The following is an 18884-nucleotide window of genomic DNA, read 5'->3' as shown; positions in this document are numbered from 1 at the left end:
ATTTCTTGGCGGTCAGCTTAAGCGCCAGCAGCCAATTCCTGGGTATAATTAGCCAATGATTCAAGTTTAATCAGTGCTGAGCCATCTTGAATAACTGCCTGTGCTTGGCTGACACCATCAGCGTACGTGCTAGCAATACCTGAAGTATAAATCGCAGCGCCAGCATTAAGGGCAATCATATCACGCGCTTTAAGTACAGAGCGTTCAGTAGTATTACTGCCTGAGAGAGCCGCACGTATCAGCTTCAGGCTCTGTTCAGGTGAATCCACATCAAGCCCAATGAGGGTTTGTGATTCAATACCCGCATCTTCTGGCATCAGCTCATAGACAGATATTTTACCATCTTTTAATTCTGCAACCGTGGTTGAGGTGGCAAGGCTGATTTCATCTAAACCGTCTTTTGCACCCACTACCATCACGTGGCGTGCGCCTAAGTTTTTCATGACTTTCGCGAGTGGCTCGCACAATTGCGGCGTAAAGACGCCAATAACTAAGTTTGGCACGCCAGCAGGGTTAGTCAGTGGCCCCAAAATATTAAAAATAGTGCGCGCCTTGAGCTCTCGGCGTACTGGATTGGCATAACGCATGGCGCTATGGTGATTGGGCGCAAATAAGAAGCCAATACCTTGGTTTTCAATACAGTCCAGCGCTTGTAGCGGGGTGAGTGCCAAGCTGATACCGGCTTGCTCTAGTAAATCTGAGCTACCAGACCGAGTAGAGACCCCGCGATTGCCGTGTTTGGCAACTTGCGCACCGGCTGCTGCCGCAACTAAAGCTGAGGCTGTAGACACATTAAATAAGTTAGCACCGTCACCGCCCGTACCGACGATATCAACCAGATAATCGCAAGCATTAGGGACGATATTGGCCGCTAAATCACGCATGGCGCTAGCGGCAGCAGTAATCTCATCGATAGATTCGCCTTTCATGCGCAGACCAGTCAAAATAGCACCCATCATGGCATTGCTACATTTACCTTGCATGATGATCAGCATGACCTGATGCATCTCATCAAAGGTCAAATCGATATGCTGAAAGATTCTATCTAAGGCGCTGGTTAGTAATTTATGAACTTGCTCATCGGAGAGCTGGGCGATATTTTTAGTAGTATCTTTAGTAGTGTTTTTAGTAATAGTTTCAGCAGTTGTTTTGTCTTGTACGTCCTGTAGGTTAGCCGTGGTCATCAATGTCTCACTTGTTATTATCTTTTATAGGTAGGGTTTAAAAGGTTAGCAAAAAAAGCGATTAGCAATTAGCCTACTTGTGGTAACTCATCTGTGGTTAATACCGCTAAGTTATGAATCTGCAAGAAATTGTTGAGCAGCTGGTAGCCGTCTTCACTTAAGATGGATTCAGGATGGAATTGCACACACTCAATCGCGTATTCTTTATGGCGAAAGCCCATAACCTCTTCAATACTACTATCTGCATTTTGCGTCCATGCGGTTACCTCTAAACAATCAGGCAAACAAGTTTTATCAACCACTAAAGAGTGATAGCGCGTGGCTTGGCTTGGATTAGGTAAGTCCACAAACACGCCCTGATTGTTATGATAAACCGCAGATAAGCGTCCGTGCATCACGGCGCCTGCTTTGATGATTTGTCCGCCGAACGCTTGTCCAATCGCCTGATGACCCAAGCAAATACCCAATATAGGTATCACCCCTTTAAAAGTATCAATAATTTCTAGCGAAATGCCAGCACGGTCTGGGTCACAAGGGCCAGGGCCGATGACAATGATATCAGGAGCAAGTGTTTTAATATCGTCAATTGTGACCTGATCATTACGCCAAACGGTGATGTCCTGTTGCAATTCACCGAAGTACTGTACGATATTGTACGTAAAGCTGTCGTAATTATCGATCATCAGAATCATTATGGTTTCAACTTATTGTTATGGTCTTAATAGGGTTGTGGTTTTATTTTAGATATCTTACCATTATTTTGCTAGCTATCAAATACAGCGTACACCTAAGATAAACGACAATGGGTTATTACTTTTTGCTAATAACTGTTATCTTTAATCGATTAAAGAATATAGCAAGTTTAACCATTATTAATAGCAGTCAGGTAGACAGTTCTTCTAAAAATTTGATGCAGATACCATAACAGTTCAGCATTATTGGTCAGATATTGTTAAAATAGCGCCAACGTTGACCAAGCCGATCAGCCGTTTAAATTAATGAGCAGCCAATAAGTCGGCCAATTACCATGAGCCGTCTTGATAACGAGCACAGCAACTTTAAACAGCTCAGCACTTTTAAGCAGTATTTTTAAATAGTAACTTCCAATCCCAATAATATGATAACCACGAAGGAAACGATTCATGTCGAATAAATTACTAGATCTCATCCAATCCTCTAACGCCAAATGGGTTGATTTTCGCTTTACCGATACCCGCGGTAAAGAGCATCATATCAGCTTCCCAGCTTATACCGTCGACGAAGAAGTGATGGAAGATGGCAAAATGTTTGACGGCTCATCAATCGCTGGCTGGAAAGGTATTGAAGCGTCAGATATGATTTTGCGTCCGGATCCAGAGACTGCATTTATCGACCCGTTCTTTGATGCCGTCACCGTTGTTGTGACGTGTGACATTATTGAGCCATCAACCCTGCAAGGTTATGATCGTGATCCACGCTCTATTGCTCGACGCGCTGAAGAATACTTAAAATCAACTGGAATCGGCGACACGGCCTACTTTGGTCCTGAGCCTGAATTCTTTGTGTTTGATGAGGTGAAATGGTCGATTAATATGTCGGGTGTTAGCCACGAAATCATCGCTGAAGAAGCGGCATGGTCAACCAATAAAGACTATGAATGGGGCAACATGGGACATCGTCCACGTGTTAAAGGCGCTTATATGCCCGTACCTCCAGTCGATAGTTCACAAGATATGCGTGCGGTTATGTGTGAGCGTATAGAAGATATGATTGGTGAAGGTTGTATCGAAGTGCATCATCACGAAGTCGCCCCTTGTCAGTTAGAGATTGGCGTTGCATTCAACACTTTAGTACGCAAAGCGGATGAAGTACAGCAGCTAAAGTATGCAGTACATAACGTTGCACATCAGTTCGGCAAAACAGCAACCTTTATGCCAAAGCCAGTTGTTGGTGATAACGGCTCAGGTATGCATGTGCATATGTCTATCTCAAAAGATGGCGTAAACACCTTTGCGGGTGACGAGTATGCCGGTCTGTCTGAGACTGCATTGTATTTTGTTGGCGGTATTATCAAACATGCGCGTGCTCTAAACGCCATTACTAATCCATCGACCAACAGCTACAAACGTCTGGTGCCGCATTATGAAGCCCCTATTAAATTAGCATATTCTGCTTCTAACCGCTCAGCATCTATTCGTATTCCACATGTTAGCAGCCCAAAAGCGGTACGTGTTGAAGCTCGATTCCCTGATCCAGCAGCCAATCCGTATTTGGCGTTTGCGGCATTATTGATGGCCGGCCTTGACGGTATCCAAAACAAAATACATCCAGGCGAGGCCGCTGATAAAAACTTATACGATTTGCCACCGGAAGAAGAAGCACTTATTCCAACGGTTGCCGAAAATTTAGAAGTGGCGCTGCAAGCTTTAAAAGATGACCATGAGTTTTTATTAAAAGGTGATGTCTTCACCAAAGAGATGCTAGAGGCTTATATAGCGCTAAAAGAAGAAGAGGTACAACGCGTTAATATTACTGTTCATCCAGTTGAGTTTGACTTGTACTACAGCTGCTAATTTATAGCTCGTACGTTTAAAGATTCCAAATAAAAAAAACCAGCTAAGCAGGTCTTAGCTGGATTTTTTTATGACAATTAGTAAAATAGTAATTTAAAATAAAAACAATATATTTGTACTTCTATAAACATAACGGTTATTACCCTAAAAATATCGCATAATAGTGGTGATAGCTATGTATTGTTAACTATGCAACTATCATTAACACGCAATGACAAGGTTGACTGATTATGATTTCATCATCTACATATAAGCCGCTCAAAGCTAACCTACTAGTCGGCTTGATAATTGGCATAGCCAGCCTTTATGCGCCACTAATCAACGCTGCGCCTATTTATAAAGTGGTTGATGAGCAAACAGGACGCGTAACTTTCACGGACAATGCACAAAAGTATGAACAGCAAGGCGGTAAGGAAATTAGTCAAACAGGCATTACCACTGAATCGACTCACCCTATAAGTAATAGCGCTAGCAACAAATCTGTCAATAATACATCAGCGGTACCAGCCCAGCACACTTCTCAGACGTCTAAAGCCGCGCAAGTAAATTATCAGCTAACCATGATAGAACCAAGCGAGGAGCGTGCTTATCGTCGCCCCGCGCAAAATATTGTGGTCACTGTCCAGCTAAGACCTGCGCTACAAACCGGTGATACGGTAAATATTTATTTAGATGGCAATCAGGTAGCGCAAGGTTTAAGTGCGTCCATTGCAACAGTAGATGTTCTGCCTGGTGCGCATAGTGTCAAAGCGGTGGTCAGCAATGAGAAAGGACTGCCTATTAAGCAAGTCGAACGTACGGTTTATGTCATACAAAATACTGCTAGATTGCAAAATAATAAAAGAATAGGCAAGCAGTTATTGGCTTATCAGCAGCTATCATGGCCTCAGAAAGTCTTATTAAAAATGCGTCAAGATGGCAAACAACCTAATATGCAGTCATTTAACACACCACAAGCTGATAAACCAATGACTCTTGAGCAGCCAGCTTTAAAATAACTCGTGGTAAATATTGCTAAACGTTGATTAATATATACTTAAGTCAAGCGAGTTTATACATAGAAAAGCCAATCGCTGATTACGGCGATTGGCTTTTTTGATAACTAATATCAGTCAACGACAGTTACTAGTTAACGAAAACGACTGATTAATCAAACGGCCTGTTCATCGTTTATTTAGTCAACTCAATCGTACCGTTAGCAGTCACAGATATTGTGCTATTACCAGATTCAAAGTTTTGACTCGGGACGGACTCAGCAGACGCGTCTCTCATATTCATCGCACTATACATAGGACGTGGATAGTTGTTTCCTGTGTTTAAATTTACCGTAACTACGCGATAGTTACGGGCATCCCATGCGCGGGTTAGGTTCTTGGCTTGGTTCTGAAAGGCGCGTGAGGCATCAGTCATCAGCTTTTGTTCAAGCGCGTCTTTTTTGTTGTCCGAGACCCCAAAGTTTAGACTTTCCATCACCAAGGTTTCTTGCAAATCAGCTATCAGTTGGCTAGTCGCTATAAAGTCGGTACTTTTCAGGTCTATATTAGCTTGACCTGTCCAGCCGATTATTTTTTGATTTTTATCATAGCGTGGATACGTACGCTGCTGTCCGGTACTGACCGTGACGGTAGGGTAGCGCTTAGCAATGGCTAAGGCTTTATTGATAGAGTTGTTAAGGTTGGTTGCTAGCGTTTTAGCATCGGTCGCTTGTAGTTTTTTATATAAGCTGGCGCGCACCTCATCATTAGCTACTTCTTCTTTGACCTCGGTCTGAAAGCTTAACTGGTCATAGCCTGTGGGCGCTGCCTGTGCGCCACTCATCATGGCAGTAAATAAACAGATGGCGCTAGAGGCGATAGCTGCCTTGTTCAGTAGGGTGTTTTTCATCAGAAACTCCTTAGCAAGGTGTGGGTTAAGTTGAGGTGAGTCGCACTGTTTTAAGCATATGGAAAATTGGGTGAGAGTATTGATAATTTAAAGGGCTACTATGTGAAATGTGTAAAAAGCCCTATCGTTAAAATAGCAAATTTTGGCTAATAAGCTGTGAGAATTTTGTGCATTAGTTTGCTGGTTTATACAGGCTATAATTCGGTATAGATTAGCTACCCTATCAATAATTGACGATAAGGGTTGTAATAATGCAAGAACCTTGTATAATCTGTGGCTGGTGGCTCCATTGGTAGCCTCGCAACATTGAATTATGAACCCCGCCAGGACCGGAAGGTAGCAACGGTATTAATTCTAATGTGTGCCGAGGATGTGCTTTTGGAGTCGCTTTTTTTTGCCTAGAGTTTGATGGAGGTCAGCAAAGATTACTAATTTGAATATTAAGTTATAAACTCCATGAGCGCTATTTTGTTTCTAACATTTAATAAAAACCTAAAAATATATCGATCTAACTATCCCTTTATTCAAAAGGGCTTTTTTTTGTCAATTATTTGGTCAAAACACAACGACTGCTGCTAGATATCTTATCTGACTTTTAAGTATCGCTTATCATTGTGAGTTAATATGCAACTTATTAAGATTTGTCAATATTGACCACTTTGGAATATTTATGAAAACTTTCGTTTGGATGTTTATTACCTTAACGCTATTGGTGGTTGTTGTCGGGGTCACCATATTTAATAACTTGGTGCGCTCGCGCAATCAGGCGAAAAATGGCTTTGCACAAATTGATGTACAGCTCAAGCGCCGTCATGACTTGATTCCCAATTTGGTTGAGACCACTAAGCGTTATTTGCAGCATGAGGAGGAGACGCTCACGCGGGTAATTAGTGCTCGTAACCGCGCGCAGAGCTTGCAACAGTCAAGCCAGCATCAGCCAGAATCTCTTGAGCATATGGCGTTATTTGCCCAAGCCGAAGGCATGCTATCAAAAGCAATTGGGCAGTTTTATGCAGTGATGGAGGCCTATCCTGATCTTAAAGCCGATAGTCTAATTAGGGATTTGACCGATGAATTGACCAATACTGAGAACCGTATTGGATTTGCGCGTCAACATTATAATGACAGTGTGATGTTTTATAATAATGGCCGCGAGGTATTTCCTAATAATTTAGTGAGCACAACCTTTGGTTTTCGTCCGCTGAGTCCTTTGGTGTTTGCCGATAAACAGGCCATTAGTCAAGCACCTACGGTCAGCTTTAGTTAGCTGGTTTAAGTTGGCACATTAATCAGGTTTTTAACTGACTTGGGAGTAAGTTTTGGCTGGGTTTGGGCATGATGGGCGGATGGATTTTTTTAACGAGCAGCGTACTCGCACGCGCCGCAGTCTATTACTTTATGGGCTGTTCTTTTTGATTGTGCTCGCGCATGTGGTTGTTGGTCTTTGGATAATGGCACTATTATTAACCATTTTTACCGGTGGTATTTATCAATGGGTATTGATACTGGTTATTATCTGGACGCTATTTAGCTTTATTGCCGGTAGTTTTGTAGAGTATCAGCGGCTAAAGGCAGGCGGGCGGGCGATTGCTAAGCGGGTTGGTGCGGTTAGGTTGTTTATTGATAACAGTCATGACGCTTGGGTGCACAGTCAAGGGGTGGCGCATCAGCACCAATCGGTGTCGCCTGTTCTTTATACCTCGCGTCATATTGCTGTGCGTCATGAGCGTGATTTTCCGCCCACTTATAAGCGCTATTATGAGTTTGCCCAGCAGTTAGCGATCGCGTCAGGATTGAGCATGCCGATATTGTATGTGCTGCCTGAGGAGCAAGGGATTAATGGCTTTGTCGCTGGGCGCTATAGCGAAGATATGGTGTTAGTGGTGACCCAAGGGGCGCTCGATAAGCTGTCTGATGAGGCGCTGTACGGTCTGATTGGTCACGAATACGGTCATATTTTACATGGTGATGCTAAGTTTAACCTACAGCTGATGGTAGTGCTGGCAGGGTTGCAATTATTGTATGATTGGAGTGACTCTACTGTTCCTGTCTCCGAGCCGCCGCGTGCTATGCCGTCAGCGCAAAGAGAGGTTGATGCGCACGCCCGCAGTATCGAAGCGCAGACGGCAGAGTTTAGTACCCATAGCGAGTGGGTTCGTTATTGGCAGGCACAAGCCCACAGCCAAAACCAAAATTCATATTCCGCTGCCAGCAGTCTGTTAATAATACCGCGAATAGGAATGGATAGTGGTCGTCATGGGCAGCGTAATATTGGCACATTATTATTGCATGGCCTTAGTTTCTCCAGTATGGTCGCCGCCCAATTGATTAAGCATAGCTTTAACCGTGAGCGTGAATTATTGGCCGATGCCACTAGTGTACAGCTCACCCGCTCACCTGCGATTCTTGAGACTTTAAAAGCTATTCATCAAGACCCGCTTGGCTCACGCTTATCAAATATTGCCGATATTAACGGACTCAGTCATTTTTTCTTTGCCAGTAGCGGTTCTGATTTAGGCGATGTTTCATGGCTTGCTACCCATCCGAGTGTGGCTGAACGCATGAGCGCCGTTAATGCCAATGATTATCAGGATTTTGCGTTACAAGTAGCGAGGCAAAAACGCCTCAATCAGAAAAAAATAAAAGAGATTTATGAGCAGCGTCGCCGTGTTGATTGGGGAGATAGCCCGGTTAATAAGCCCATTCAATCGCATAAAAAAACGATAATGAGCGGGGAAAGTGCCAAACGGTCTACTACTAATGGACAAGAAGCAGTTACTGGTAATCTTATTAAGCAGTCAGCGGCTATCACTGCGGCTAATCATACCAATATTGTCATGGCTGCTACTGATATAGGTGGCGATAGAGACAGTGACATTGCTAATGATATGGCTAATAAAATCGCCAATGAGAGGGACAGCGATGTGGGACTGACCTTTACAGCCAGTACGGATGTTGTTATCAATGGTCGCCTAGAAGTTGAGGCGACAGACAGTGTTCTTCATAAAGTACTAAAACCTTGGCAAGCGGCGCTGAATTCCGACTTACCAATAGCGACGTTAATTACTGACTTGCAACAGCTGACGCTATCACATTACCTGCTGAACCATAGCCATCATCCGTTAGGAGCGCAGGCACTGATTGAAGCAGTACTGTTGTGCCACCAAAATCATGCCTTATCAACCCGTTTTAGTTACGATCTGACTGATGTTTGGTGTGGGTTGCCTAAATCTTTTACCACAGCTGACAGCTCTAGAAGTAGCGAGATCCTTGATACTAATGCCAATGTAAACGCCAGTCTCAAGGGTAATAATCAATCTAAAATATTGGCGCATACCTTAGATTTCAAGTTACTAGAAAACGTTGCCAGCCTCGATCGGCGGTTGGACAGCGCTTTGATAATCATGGCTGTGAATCGGCTGCGTAAGCATGATTTATCACAAGCTACGCTCACGCAGTTACAGCAGCAAAGTGCGCTCAGTCACAGTTTTCATGATCATCAGCATTATCAACAACAGCAAAAGTCTCGCATGATGCTCCTCCGCTATCAGCAAGGTCTCATTGAGTTAATTAATAGCCAATTAACCCATAATCTGGCTGAACAAATAACCAACCCCGACAAGAAGCCAATCAATACGCGGTCGTCAAAATCCGAAAAAAAGGCGCAATCCCGACCGATTTTATCCTTATGGCAGGCGTTACATTTGCAGCAATTATTGCCGGTATTGTCTCAAGTCTTGGGGAATGGCAGAGTAGGTTGCGATACTTTATGCACTGATGAGCTGAACGATAGTCAGCTAAATACTGATAAATCACATCATGATAAACCGCTAGAGAGCGCTTCTTATACCGCTATTTTGCAAATAGGACTAGCGTCTATTAATACGCAGCTCGACCCATCCGGTCAAGTGTTTGCAGGATTAAGTGCGGGCCCGCGCTTAATGTTAATTCTAATTGCCTATCGTCTTGCTAGAGATGAGCGGTTACAGAACCAGATGACAGACTATAAAGCGCGGTATGTCATAGGTTTGCGGCGTCATGCACGCTTGATTGATATTGACCTTAGAGCCGTGAGTGACGCCAATTTGCATTGGCTGTTATTAACTGCTCAATGCTTAAATAGTGTGCAACTGCTTGCTATTATTGAGAGCGTATCAGGCTTTGTGACACTGCCAAAATCAGGGACGCCTATGGCGCATCAAGCAGATAACAAGCCGCAAAGTAGCAGCCAAATAGCTTATAATAGCTACCGGTTATGGCTCAGTAGCTTGCATACGGTCATGCTACACGATACGATCATTAGCCAAGATGAATACGACTGTTTGACCCTCCTTGCCGAGCGTTGGCTGGGTGTGCGCCAGTTGGTTGATTGACGGTGTTAGTTGTCAACAGTTGTCAATAAATACTCTTAGTGTGAGCCGTCGATACGTCAGTCGTTATATATAAATAATTATTTGGAAAAACAAGCAGGATAGTGGCTACCCATGAGTGATACCCAACAGCAGATAGTCTTACAGCAACGCCAAAGGCAACAGCGCCAAATTTTGGCGATGATGGGCATAGGGCAATGGGTACAGCCAACCTCGCCAACTCTAAATATAGCAGATATTCCGGAACTAGAAGTAGATTCAACTATTGGTATTAGCAATGGTGTTGATACTGATGTGAATGGTCGTATTATTGACCATACCGATAATAATTCTGTAAAACAGCTACTACCTAATGACCAGCAACCATCGACATCGCAACCGGTATCTATAGATTCTGCTAGTGACGAGCGTTACTCAGACTATGATTTAGCGACTACTCAACCGTTCTCTAGCGCTGATAGCGTTAATAACATCGAAGAACAAGTATATACGCAAGATACCGCTTCCTTACCAGCGTTATCGCCAGTACCTCTAGCAACAGAAATGTCGTCAGTAAGTCAAGTATCGCAAACAATAGAGCCCCTGCTAGAAAGTATTACCGTCCAAACGCCAGCTGAAATTTCAATGACTGTTGCTCCCTTTGATTTGCAAGCGGGGCGTTATGGTAACTGGGTATTGTTGGTTGATATTCAGGCCTTGTCTAATGACAGCCAACAGCTGTGGCAAAACATCACTCAAGCCTTATCTATCTCTTGTGAGACCAGCTCTTTTCCTATTTGCGCAGGGATGGATACTGCCGAGCTTGCCAATGCCAGTCTTGCAGGATACCTCTTTAAGATTGGTAGAAGTGAGGATATTCAAGTAGCCGTATTAACCGTGCTACCGGAGGGTCTGACCCATCCTAATTTTGTTAGTGTACCCACACTTGATGAGATGCTCATTGATGCCAGTTATAAACGCCAGCTATGGCAGCAATTGGCTAGTCTGCAATAAAAGTAAGATTGATTTTAATCGGTTTTAGGATAAGATTGAGCTAGCAACGACCACTCCATTGTATTTAGGACTAATGTTATGACTACCAAACCTGCACCGCACCGTTTACCTAATTTTTCTGCAGGGCCTGCAACTATACCCACATCAGTGCTGGCGCGCGCTCAAGACGAGCTGCTCGACTGGGAAGGTCGCGGCCTATCGGTGATGGAGATGAGTCATCGTAGCAAGGACTATATTGCCGTGACCAAAAAGGCGGAAACCCAGCTGCGTGCTTTAATGGATATTCCTGATAATTATAAAGTGTTGTTTTTACAAGGCGGCGCAAGTCTACAGTTTTCAGCCATTCCGTTAAACTTATTAAATGGGGGGCGCGCTGACTATCTGACTACAGGGGCATGGTCGGGCAAAGCAATCAAAGAGGCGGAGCGTTATGCTAATCTCGGACTAGGTGAGGTTAATCTAGTTGCAACGGGCAAAGACAATAATTTCACCGACGTGCCACCAAAAAGTGAGTGGAATCTCAGCGAGAATGCTGCTTACTTCCATTATTGTACTAATGAGACTATTCATGGTCTGCAAATATTCGAGCCACCACAAGTTGATGTGCCAATCATTGCTGACATGTCGTCCTCTATTTTATCTCAACCAGTTGATGTCTCTAAGTTTGGAATGATTTATGCGGGTGCCCAAAAGAATATTGGTCCTGCAGGCTTGGTCATCGTTATTATTCGCGAGGATTTACTAGGGCAGGCAAGCGCGTGGTGTCCACTGCTTCTTAATTACGAACATCAAGTAGAAAAAGAGTCGATGTCAAATACGCCAGCCACTTATTCTTGGTATTTAGCTGGACTGGTATTTGATTGGTTAGAAGAACAGGGCGGTGTTGCTGTTATTGGTAAAATTAACCAGCAAAAAGCAGCATTGCTATATGAAACGATTGACAATAGCGCCTTCTATGACAACCCAGTTGCGCATAACTACCGTTCTATCATGAATGTACCTTTTACTTTAGCAGACAACAGTCTCGATAAAGTATTTTTGGAAGAGTCAGAAAAAGCGGGTTTGCTCAATCTGAAAGGTCACCGCGATGTTGGTGGTATGCGTGCGAGTATTTACAACGCTGTGCCACTTGAGTGGGTACAACAACTGGTGAGCTTCATGCAAGAATTTGAAAAAAAGTATGGATAAATAGACCAAATACAGACAGATAATTGTTATTTAAGTCAGCAATATTTACTCTATAAGACTGAAAACGATTGCATGAATCATTATTGTTAGCCTGTAAGCATCGAATCTTGGTTAAAAATATTGAATCATGTATTGCCTCCTCGCCTTCTGTGGTTGAAAAAAAATTTATTGGATTTTAATATTAAGGAGATAGTTTTGAAAATATCAGCTGCAAATACTATAAATACAGCAGCCGCAGCGTATAGCTTAAGAAGTGCGGTGCTATTGAAGACAGGTACTGCGCTATTGTTAGGCGCATTATTAGTCAGCCATGCCCAAGCTGCAACGCAGCATGTAGTAAAGTCTGGGGAGACCCTGAGCAATATCGCAGTACGCTATGATGTCTCACAAACTGCATTAATCGATGCCAATGGTATGAAAGTTACCGATATTCAAATAGGGCAAACGTTAGAAATACCCGATAAAGATAAGCGCCTTAATTCGTATAAAGTCAAAGCTGGTGATAGTTTAAGTAGCCTTGCCAAAAAACACAGTGTTGACTTGACTGAGCTTGCGCGTGTTAATAATATAAGCCCGCAAACGAAATTATTAATTGATAGCACACTTGTTATTCCTGCTGATATAACTTCTACTACTCCTAGAAAAGAAGCTAAAACAGCACCAGTAACTGCTCTAAAGGTTAGTGAAAATAAAGATAAAACAGCGGTAACGGTTCAACCTAAAGTGGTATCTATTGTTAAAGCGGAGCCAATCTCTCCTAGTCAAAAACCTGCTGTTTTATCTAAAGCAGTGCCAGCTACCGTTGTTGTCAGTAGTGCCTCTACGACTCCAAATGACAGTAAAAATACGATCAATAACAGTGGAAAGAACCATATCGTCAAGTATGGTGAAACCTTGTCAAAAATTGCTGGTTTATACAAAGTAGAGATAAGCGATTTAGCGCAAGTGAATGATATGAAAGTGAGCGATACCTTATATTTTGGCAAGTCTCTAGTACTGCCAGTAGTTACAACTAAAGCAAATGCTAAGGCAACAACGACGGTTAAAGCGGCGAGTTCAGAAGCACCGATAACACCAGCACCTACAAAATATAAAGTACAGTCGGGTGACACGCTAACAGGTATCGCGAATAAGTTTAAAGTAGACTTTAGGACGATAGCAAAACTAAGTGGTATAGAATATTCTGCACCTTTGAAGATTGGGCAATTGTTAACGCTGCCTAACTAATGATTCCATAGCAACAGTAAACTCTAAAGCATATTAATTAATCTTATCAGCTCAATCGCAATTAAATACGAATTAATCTCAGAGTGTTCATAGAGCAGAGCTATTTTAATATTGTTGTTAATAACAAATAAAAAGACGCCACTATCAATTTGGCGTCTTTTTATTTGTAAATAGTAAAGAAAAATCAAAACTAAGGCTAAAAATCCATCAAGTGACTGATAGTTTCATCCTTACCCTGAATGATTAGGTTAAAAAAGCGAAGTTTGTTATGATGAAATTCTTTGGATTTTATTGTTTTAGCCATTCCGACTTATTTTTAACCGTTATAAATCAGTATGTAAATAAGCCAAGTGTCTATTTCCACTATTAAGTTTGCCATAACACCAGTTGTCGTTAAGACGCTATGATGAAGACACGCTAGTAAAAAATTGTGATAAAAAAGCCATGATAAAAAAAGCCTTACTAAATGTAGCCTTATTAAGCATCGTTATTAGCTGGATGCCAGGTGTTACGGCTGCGCCCATTACCACTACGGCGTTTGGGCATAATAGTACTGCCGAGTATGTCAATGCGCCTCATATGCCCTATGCCAATCCCAATGCGCCAACGGGTGGTACATTATCACTTGAAGCACGCGGAACCTTTAATGCTGCCAATAAGTGGATGACCACGGGCGTCGCTGTGACTGGTACTGACTATCTATACGATACCTTAATGACAGGCTCTTTAAACGAGGCTTTTACGATGTATCCGCAGCTGGCAACTGGCGTTACTTATGATCCAGAGGATGCCAGCTGGATTATTTATCATGTCGATCCAAAAGCGAAGTTTTGGGACGGCACGCCGGTTACCAGCGCTGATGTTAAAGCAACTTATGATGCGTTGTTAACAAAAGGCCCGATGTTTATTCGTAGCTATTTAGGCGATATTAAAGAGATACAGACCCTAGATAAGCAGCGAGTGAAGTTCGTTTTTGTCTCCGGTGATAACAAAGAAATCCTATTAACCGTTGGTCAGTTTCCAGTCTTTGCCAAGATGTCCATTGATAGCAGCTTTGAGAAGATAAGCTTGACCCCGTTGATGGGCAGTGGTCCTTATAAGCTTGGCCGCGTTGATGCTGGACGTTCGGTCAGTTATGTACGCGACCCTAATTATTGGGGGCGGGATTTAATGGTTAATCGAGGTCGTTATAATTTTGATATGATTAAGTTTGTCTATTATCAAAGCGATGAGGTTGCCTTTGAGGGTTTTAAATCCGGTCAATACCGTTTTCGTCCTGAGAATAAAGCAGCAAACTGGGCAACTGGTTATAACTTTCGTGCGGTCAAAGCGGGGATGATTCATAAAGAATCTATCAGCAGTCAAAATCCAGTACCGATGCAAGGGCTGGTGATGAATATGCGCCGGCCAATATTTCAAGATATTCGGGTGCGCGAAGCTTTAACCGCTGCTTATGATTTTGAATGGATGAATAAAACTTTATTTCATGGGCAATATGAGCGCTTGCAAAGCTTTTTTTATGGCTCAGAGCTCGCCGCAACAGGCACGCCATCAGCGCAAGAGATGCAAGTATTAACGCCGCTACTTGCTGAGCTTGAGCCGATGCAACGACAAGCAGTAGTGGCGGAGTGGCAACTACCAATCAGTGATGGCGGCGGTTTTAACCGTGACGGATCACTTGCGGCACGGCAACTATTGCTAGATGCAGGGTTCTATTATAAAGATATGCATCTTTATCAGCCTGATGGTCGGCCTGCTAAAATTGAGATGCTAATGACCGGTGATACAATGGGCCGAGTATTGTTGCCTTATCTGCGTAATTTGCAACGCTTAGGTTTTGATGTCACTCTACGTCAAGTCGATGGGCCGCAATATGCAGAACGCAAGCGCCGTTTTGATTATGATATGACTGTCGATGTGTTCGCTCAGAGTTTGTCCCCTGGGGCCGAGCAAGCAACATTTTGGGGGAGCGCTGCCGCGGATGAAGTTGGTAATTACAACACTATCGGTATCAAAAATCCGGCGATTGATAAGGTGATCACGGCGCTTAGTAATGCTAAAAGCCGTGATGAGATTGTTTTATATACGCAGGTGCTTGATCGTCTCCTGCGTTCAGGTCATTATCTGGTGCCATTATATGGCAAATCTAAGACTACCGTCGCCTACTGGAATCAATACCGCCACGCAGAAAATCTACCTACTAATGCCGTTGGGGTTGATTATTGGTGGGTTGATAAGCAAGCTGAGGCACGTGTTGATAAGTATCTGCGAAAATAAAAGGTTGTATTAATACACTGCTGTATTGTACATATAGCTTTTATAGTCTGGCTTTATCGTTGTTAGCCCGATAAACTTTAATATAAAAAATACAGCTCTTGATAAATATCATTTTTTATAAAGACAGCTTTTAATAAATAAAACCTCTAATAAGGATTTAGCATGAGTATTCGTATCCATCCAGTCAAAGCGTTTAATGACAATTACATCTGGACATTAATTAATGAGAGCAATAAACAAGCCATTGTGATAGATCCTGGCCAAGCTGCGCCCCTTATTGACTATCTGGAAGCAAATGGGTTGGAGCTGACTTCGATTTGGACCACGCATCATCATCATGATCATATTGGCGGCGTGGCTGAGCTACAAGAGCATTTTCCGATGACTCATCTTGTCGCCCATAGTGAGCATAATGTGGATGAAGATCAAACGATTAAAGACGGCAGCACAGTCAGCGCTTGGGGCTTTTCAGCACAGGTTTGGGATATTCCAGGGCATACTGCTAGCCACATGGCCTATATTCTAGATATCGATGGGCTTAAACATTGCTTTTGCGGTGATACGTTGTTTAGTGGCGGCTGTGGTCGTGTCTTTACCGGCACTATTGAGCAGTTATTTGAAAGCTTTAAGCGATTGAATGGTCTGCCACCTGAGACCTTACTGTATCCAGCACATGAATATACAGCTAGTAACATGCGCTTTGGACTATCCATTGAGCCTGAAAATGCTGCTATACAGCAAGCCTTATCACAAGCTGAAGAAAAAACAGCACAGGGTATTCCCACATTACCAGTCACTTTAGAGCATGAGCGTGCAGTCAATGTGTTCTTACGTACAGACAAGGCTAGCGTGATAGCAGGAGTAGCGTCTAAGACCAATCTTGAAGACGATAAACCGTTAACCGTATTTGCGGCATTACGTACGCTTAAGAATAATTTTTAATTGCTACTATGGCTATTTTTAAGGACTATTCTTAATTATTGCTTCTCACTATCATTTTTAGCTAGAGCCATGTTTTTCTACCCTAGGAAGCTGCCATCATGGGTCGTTATATCTTTAAAAGATTATTGCTGATATTACCAACGCTATTTTTAATTTTGCTGGCGAATTTTATGGTGGTACAAGCGGCTCCCGGCGGTCCTGTCGAACAGCAGTTGGCACTCATAGAGCAAGGCGCTAAGGATCAGGCGCTTAATGCTAATATTGGTGCAGGTAGCTCTGGTGCTAATAGTACCTATCAAGGGACGCGCGGTCTATCGGATGAGATGGTCGCCGCTATTAACGCCCAATACGGCTTTGATAAATCAGCGCCCGAGCGTTTTTGGCTGATGCTCAAGAACTATGCCAAGCTTGATTTTGGCGAGTCGTTCTTTAAGGGACAGTCGGTGACAGACTTGATAGTAGAGAAGCTGCCGGTATCAATATCGCTTGGATTGTGGAGTACGCTGCTGATTTACCTGATTGCCATTCCGCTAGGTATTTATAAAGCCATGCATCATGGCTCAGCGATGGATAAAGCCACGGCAATGCTGCTCGCAGTTGGACATGCCATACCAGTATTTGTGTTTGCGGTAATTTTATTGGTATTCTTTGCCGGTGGCAGTTATTGGCATATTTTTCCGCTACAAGGGCTCACCTCAGAGAATTTTGACCAATTATCTGCACTGGGTAAGGTTAAGGATTATTTTTGGCATTTAGCGCTGCCGCTGCTGGCAAGTACGGTTGGCGGCTTTGCCGGGCTAACTTATCTGACTAAGTTTAGCTTTTTAGAAGAGCTTGGTAAGCAATATGTGCTGACCGCGCGTGCTAAAGGCTTAGGCGAGCGCCAAGTCCTGTATGGTCATGTGTTTCGTAATGCCATGCTGATTATTATCGCCGGTATTCCAGCGGCTATCGTTGGCATATTCTTTGCCAGTAACTTTTTGATTGAGATTATCTTTAAGCTTGATGGCTTAGGGCTGCTCGGTTTTGAGGCCATTCAACAGCGCGATTATCCGGTAATTTTTGGCACGCTATTTATTTTTACCTTAGTCGGCCTGTTATTGCAGCTTATTAGTGATTTAAGCTATCACCTAATTGATCCACGCATTGATTTTGAGGGGCGCTAATGTCACATGATTTGTCGCCTAAAAAACCTGACGCTACCGTATCTACTGTACCCATACCTCATTTATCTAAGCCAAAAAAACGCCGCTTAAACCCTATCTGGCAGGCGCGTCTTAATCGTTTTCTTCATAATCGACTTGGTATGATATCGCTTGTTATTTTTACGCTAGTCTTTGTGATTTGTATGGCAGTTAATGTGATTGCTAATGACAAGCCGCTATTGGTGCAGTATGACGGTGATTATTATTTTCCGGTATTAAAAGCTTATCCAGAGACGACTTTTGGCGGTATATTTGAGACTGAGACTAATTATAAAGACCCTGCGGTACAAGCATTGATTGGTGCAAATGGCTATTATCTGATGCCGCCTATTCCTTTTGCTGACCAAACGCCTAACGTTGAATTGGCTATTCCCTATCCAGCTGCGCCCAATAGCCAAAATTGGCTAGGCACAGATGATATGGGGCGTGATGTGTTGGCACGAATACTGTATGGCTTGCGAGTATCTTTGATATTTGGTCTAGCGCTGACCATAGCGGGGGCGATGATTGGTATTGTCGTTGGCGCTATCCAAGGCTATTATGGCGGTTGGGTTGATTTGGCCGGTCAGCGCTTTATGGAAGTGTGGGGCGGAATGCCGCAACTGTTTATGATTATTATTTTGGTCAGTCTGTTTAGTCCAAATATCACGGTTTTATTTGCATTGATGTTGCTATTTGGCTGGATGGGTTTAGTAGGTTTAGTGCGGGCAGAGTTCTTGCGTGCGCGTAATTTTGATTATGTGCGCGCTGCTCGTAATTTAGGTGTGTCTGACAGTCAAATCATGCGTCGACATATTTTGCCCAATGCCTTAGCGTCGAGCTTATCGCAGTTGCCGTTTATTTTGACAGCCAATATTATTGCGCTGACCTCACTAGATTTCTTAGGGTATGGTCTGCCACCTGGCTCGGCCTCATTAGGGGAGTTAATGGTGCAAGGTAAAAATAACCTTGATGCGCCGTGGCTGGCTTTATCCGGATTCTTTAGTTTAACTCTGATTCTATCGTTGCTTATCTTTATTGGCGAAGCGCTGCGTGATGCGTTTGATCCGAGGCGTTCTTAAT

14 protein-coding genes and 1 other RNA gene are annotated in these 18884 nt (G+C 43.2%); 12 read left to right on the top strand and 3 right to left on the bottom strand.

What is annotated here, in order from left to right:
• Window positions 1–17: 17 nt before the first annotated feature.
• A complete protein-coding gene (gene trpD, locus ES754_RS03175; protein ID WP_147221983.1) occupies window positions 18–1184 on the bottom strand; it encodes an anthranilate phosphoribosyltransferase in 1167 nt (388 codons plus the stop codon).
• A gap of 68 nt (window positions 1185–1252) precedes the next feature.
• Window positions 1253–1876 carry an anthranilate synthase component II gene (locus tag ES754_RS03170; protein WP_147221981.1) on the bottom strand — a complete coding sequence of 208 codons (624 nt, stop codon included), beginning with the start codon at window positions 1874–1876 and terminating at the stop codon, window positions 1253–1255.
• A gap of 450 nt (window positions 1877–2326) precedes the next feature.
• Here ES754_RS03170 and glnA point away from each other — a divergent pair, with 450 nt between their 5' ends.
• Entirely contained in the window at window positions 2327–3736 is a 1410-nt protein-coding gene (glnA, locus tag ES754_RS03165; RefSeq protein ID WP_147221979.1) for a type I glutamate--ammonia ligase, read from the top strand.
• 230 nt (window positions 3737–3966) lie between these two features.
• Window positions 3967–4734 (top strand): DUF4124 domain-containing protein, encoded by a 768-nt coding sequence (locus tag ES754_RS03160; protein WP_147221977.1) that lies wholly within the window; start codon window positions 3967–3969, stop codon window positions 4732–4734.
• Between the two features lie 172 nt (window positions 4735–4906).
• Here ES754_RS03160 and ES754_RS03155 read toward each other — a convergent pair whose 3' ends face one another.
• Complete coding sequence (locus tag ES754_RS03155; RefSeq protein ID WP_147221975.1) at window positions 4907–5620, bottom strand: SIMPL domain-containing protein; 714 nt, start codon at window positions 5618–5620, stop codon at window positions 4907–4909.
• 287 nt (window positions 5621–5907) lie between these two features.
• Here ES754_RS03155 and ffs point away from each other — a divergent pair.
• From ffs to ES754_RS03105, 10 genes are all read left to right on the top strand, one after another.
• Window positions 5908–6004: signal recognition particle sRNA small type (gene ffs / locus ES754_RS03150), an RNA gene on the top strand.
• Between the two features lie 286 nt (window positions 6005–6290).
• Complete coding sequence (locus ES754_RS03145) at window positions 6291–6887, top strand: LemA family protein (RefSeq protein ID WP_147221973.1); 597 nt, start codon at window positions 6291–6293, stop codon at window positions 6885–6887.
• A 79-nt stretch (window positions 6888–6966) separates the two neighbouring features.
• Window positions 6967–9993 carry a M48 family metalloprotease gene (locus ES754_RS03140; protein ID WP_147221971.1) on the top strand — a complete coding sequence of 1009 codons (3027 nt, stop codon included), beginning with the start codon at window positions 6967–6969 and terminating at the stop codon, window positions 9991–9993.
• A gap of 111 nt (window positions 9994–10104) precedes the next feature.
• Window positions 10105–10983 carry a hypothetical protein gene (locus ES754_RS03135; RefSeq protein ID WP_147221969.1) on the top strand — a complete coding sequence of 293 codons (879 nt, stop codon included), beginning with the start codon at window positions 10105–10107 and terminating at the stop codon, window positions 10981–10983.
• A gap of 78 nt (window positions 10984–11061) precedes the next feature.
• On the top strand, window positions 11062–12171 hold the full coding sequence (gene serC, locus ES754_RS03130) for a 3-phosphoserine/phosphohydroxythreonine transaminase (protein WP_147221967.1): 1110 nt from the start codon (window positions 11062–11064) through the stop codon (window positions 12169–12171).
• Window positions 12172–12366: 195 nt separating this feature from the next.
• Entirely contained in the window at window positions 12367–13398 is a 1032-nt protein-coding gene (locus tag ES754_RS03125; protein ID WP_147221965.1) for a LysM peptidoglycan-binding domain-containing protein, read from the top strand.
• A 444-nt stretch (window positions 13399–13842) separates the two neighbouring features.
• On the top strand, window positions 13843–15675 hold the full coding sequence (locus tag ES754_RS03120; RefSeq protein ID WP_147221962.1) for an extracellular solute-binding protein: 1833 nt from the start codon (window positions 13843–13845) through the stop codon (window positions 15673–15675).
• Between the two features lie 162 nt (window positions 15676–15837).
• The gene (gloB, locus tag ES754_RS03115; protein ID WP_147221960.1) at window positions 15838–16617 is read left to right on the top strand and encodes a hydroxyacylglutathione hydrolase; all 780 of its coding nucleotides are present in this window, start codon (window positions 15838–15840) and stop codon (window positions 16615–16617) included.
• Between the two features lie 98 nt (window positions 16618–16715).
• Window positions 16716–17783 (top strand): microcin C ABC transporter permease YejB, encoded by a 1068-nt coding sequence (gene yejB / locus ES754_RS03110; protein WP_147221959.1) that lies wholly within the window; start codon window positions 16716–16718, stop codon window positions 17781–17783.
• Window positions 17783–18883: an ABC transporter permease gene (locus ES754_RS03105; protein WP_227677727.1), complete on the top strand. Its 1101-nt coding sequence runs from the start codon at window positions 17783–17785 to the stop codon at window positions 18881–18883. Before yejB ends, ES754_RS03105 begins: the two co-directional genes overlap by 1 nt.
• Window position 18884 lies beyond the last annotated feature (1 nt).

This window comes from Psychrobacter frigidicola (assembly GCF_007997305.1).
GTDB classification, from domain to species: Bacteria; Pseudomonadota; Gammaproteobacteria; order Pseudomonadales; family Moraxellaceae; genus Psychrobacter; species Psychrobacter frigidicola.
This window is presented reverse-complemented; position numbering and strand designations above follow the sequence as displayed.

What these genes read in the sequence shown, in the direction of transcription:
- trpD (WP_147221983.1), bottom strand. Translation starts at nt 1,184, where the DNA reads ATGACCACGGCTAACCTACAGGACGTACAAGACAAAACAACTGCTGAA.
- ES754_RS03170 (WP_147221981.1), bottom strand. Translation starts at nt 1,876, where the DNA reads ATGATTCTGATGATCGATAATTACGACAGCTTTACGTACAATATCGTA.
- glnA (WP_147221979.1), top strand. Translation starts at nt 2,327, where the DNA reads ATGTCGAATAAATTACTAGATCTCATCCAATCCTCTAACGCCAAATGG.
- ES754_RS03160 (WP_147221977.1), top strand. Translation starts at nt 3,967, where the DNA reads ATGATTTCATCATCTACATATAAGCCGCTCAAAGCTAACCTACTAGTC.
- ES754_RS03155 (WP_147221975.1), bottom strand. Translation starts at nt 5,620, where the DNA reads ATGAAAAACACCCTACTGAACAAGGCAGCTATCGCCTCTAGCGCCATC.
- ES754_RS03145 (WP_147221973.1), top strand. Translation starts at nt 6,291, where the DNA reads ATGAAAACTTTCGTTTGGATGTTTATTACCTTAACGCTATTGGTGGTT.
- ES754_RS03140 (WP_147221971.1), top strand. Translation starts at nt 6,967, where the DNA reads ATGGATTTTTTTAACGAGCAGCGTACTCGCACGCGCCGCAGTCTATTA.
- ES754_RS03135 (WP_147221969.1), top strand. Translation starts at nt 10,105, where the DNA reads ATGAGTGATACCCAACAGCAGATAGTCTTACAGCAACGCCAAAGGCAA.
- serC (WP_147221967.1), top strand. Translation starts at nt 11,062, where the DNA reads ATGACTACCAAACCTGCACCGCACCGTTTACCTAATTTTTCTGCAGGG.
- ES754_RS03120 (WP_147221962.1), top strand. Translation starts at nt 13,843, where the DNA reads ATGATAAAAAAAGCCTTACTAAATGTAGCCTTATTAAGCATCGTTATT.
- gloB (WP_147221960.1), top strand. Translation starts at nt 15,838, where the DNA reads ATGAGTATTCGTATCCATCCAGTCAAAGCGTTTAATGACAATTACATC.
- yejB (WP_147221959.1), top strand. Translation starts at nt 16,716, where the DNA reads ATGGGTCGTTATATCTTTAAAAGATTATTGCTGATATTACCAACGCTA.
- ES754_RS03105 (WP_227677727.1), top strand. Translation starts at nt 17,783, where the DNA reads ATGTCACATGATTTGTCGCCTAAAAAACCTGACGCTACCGTATCTACT.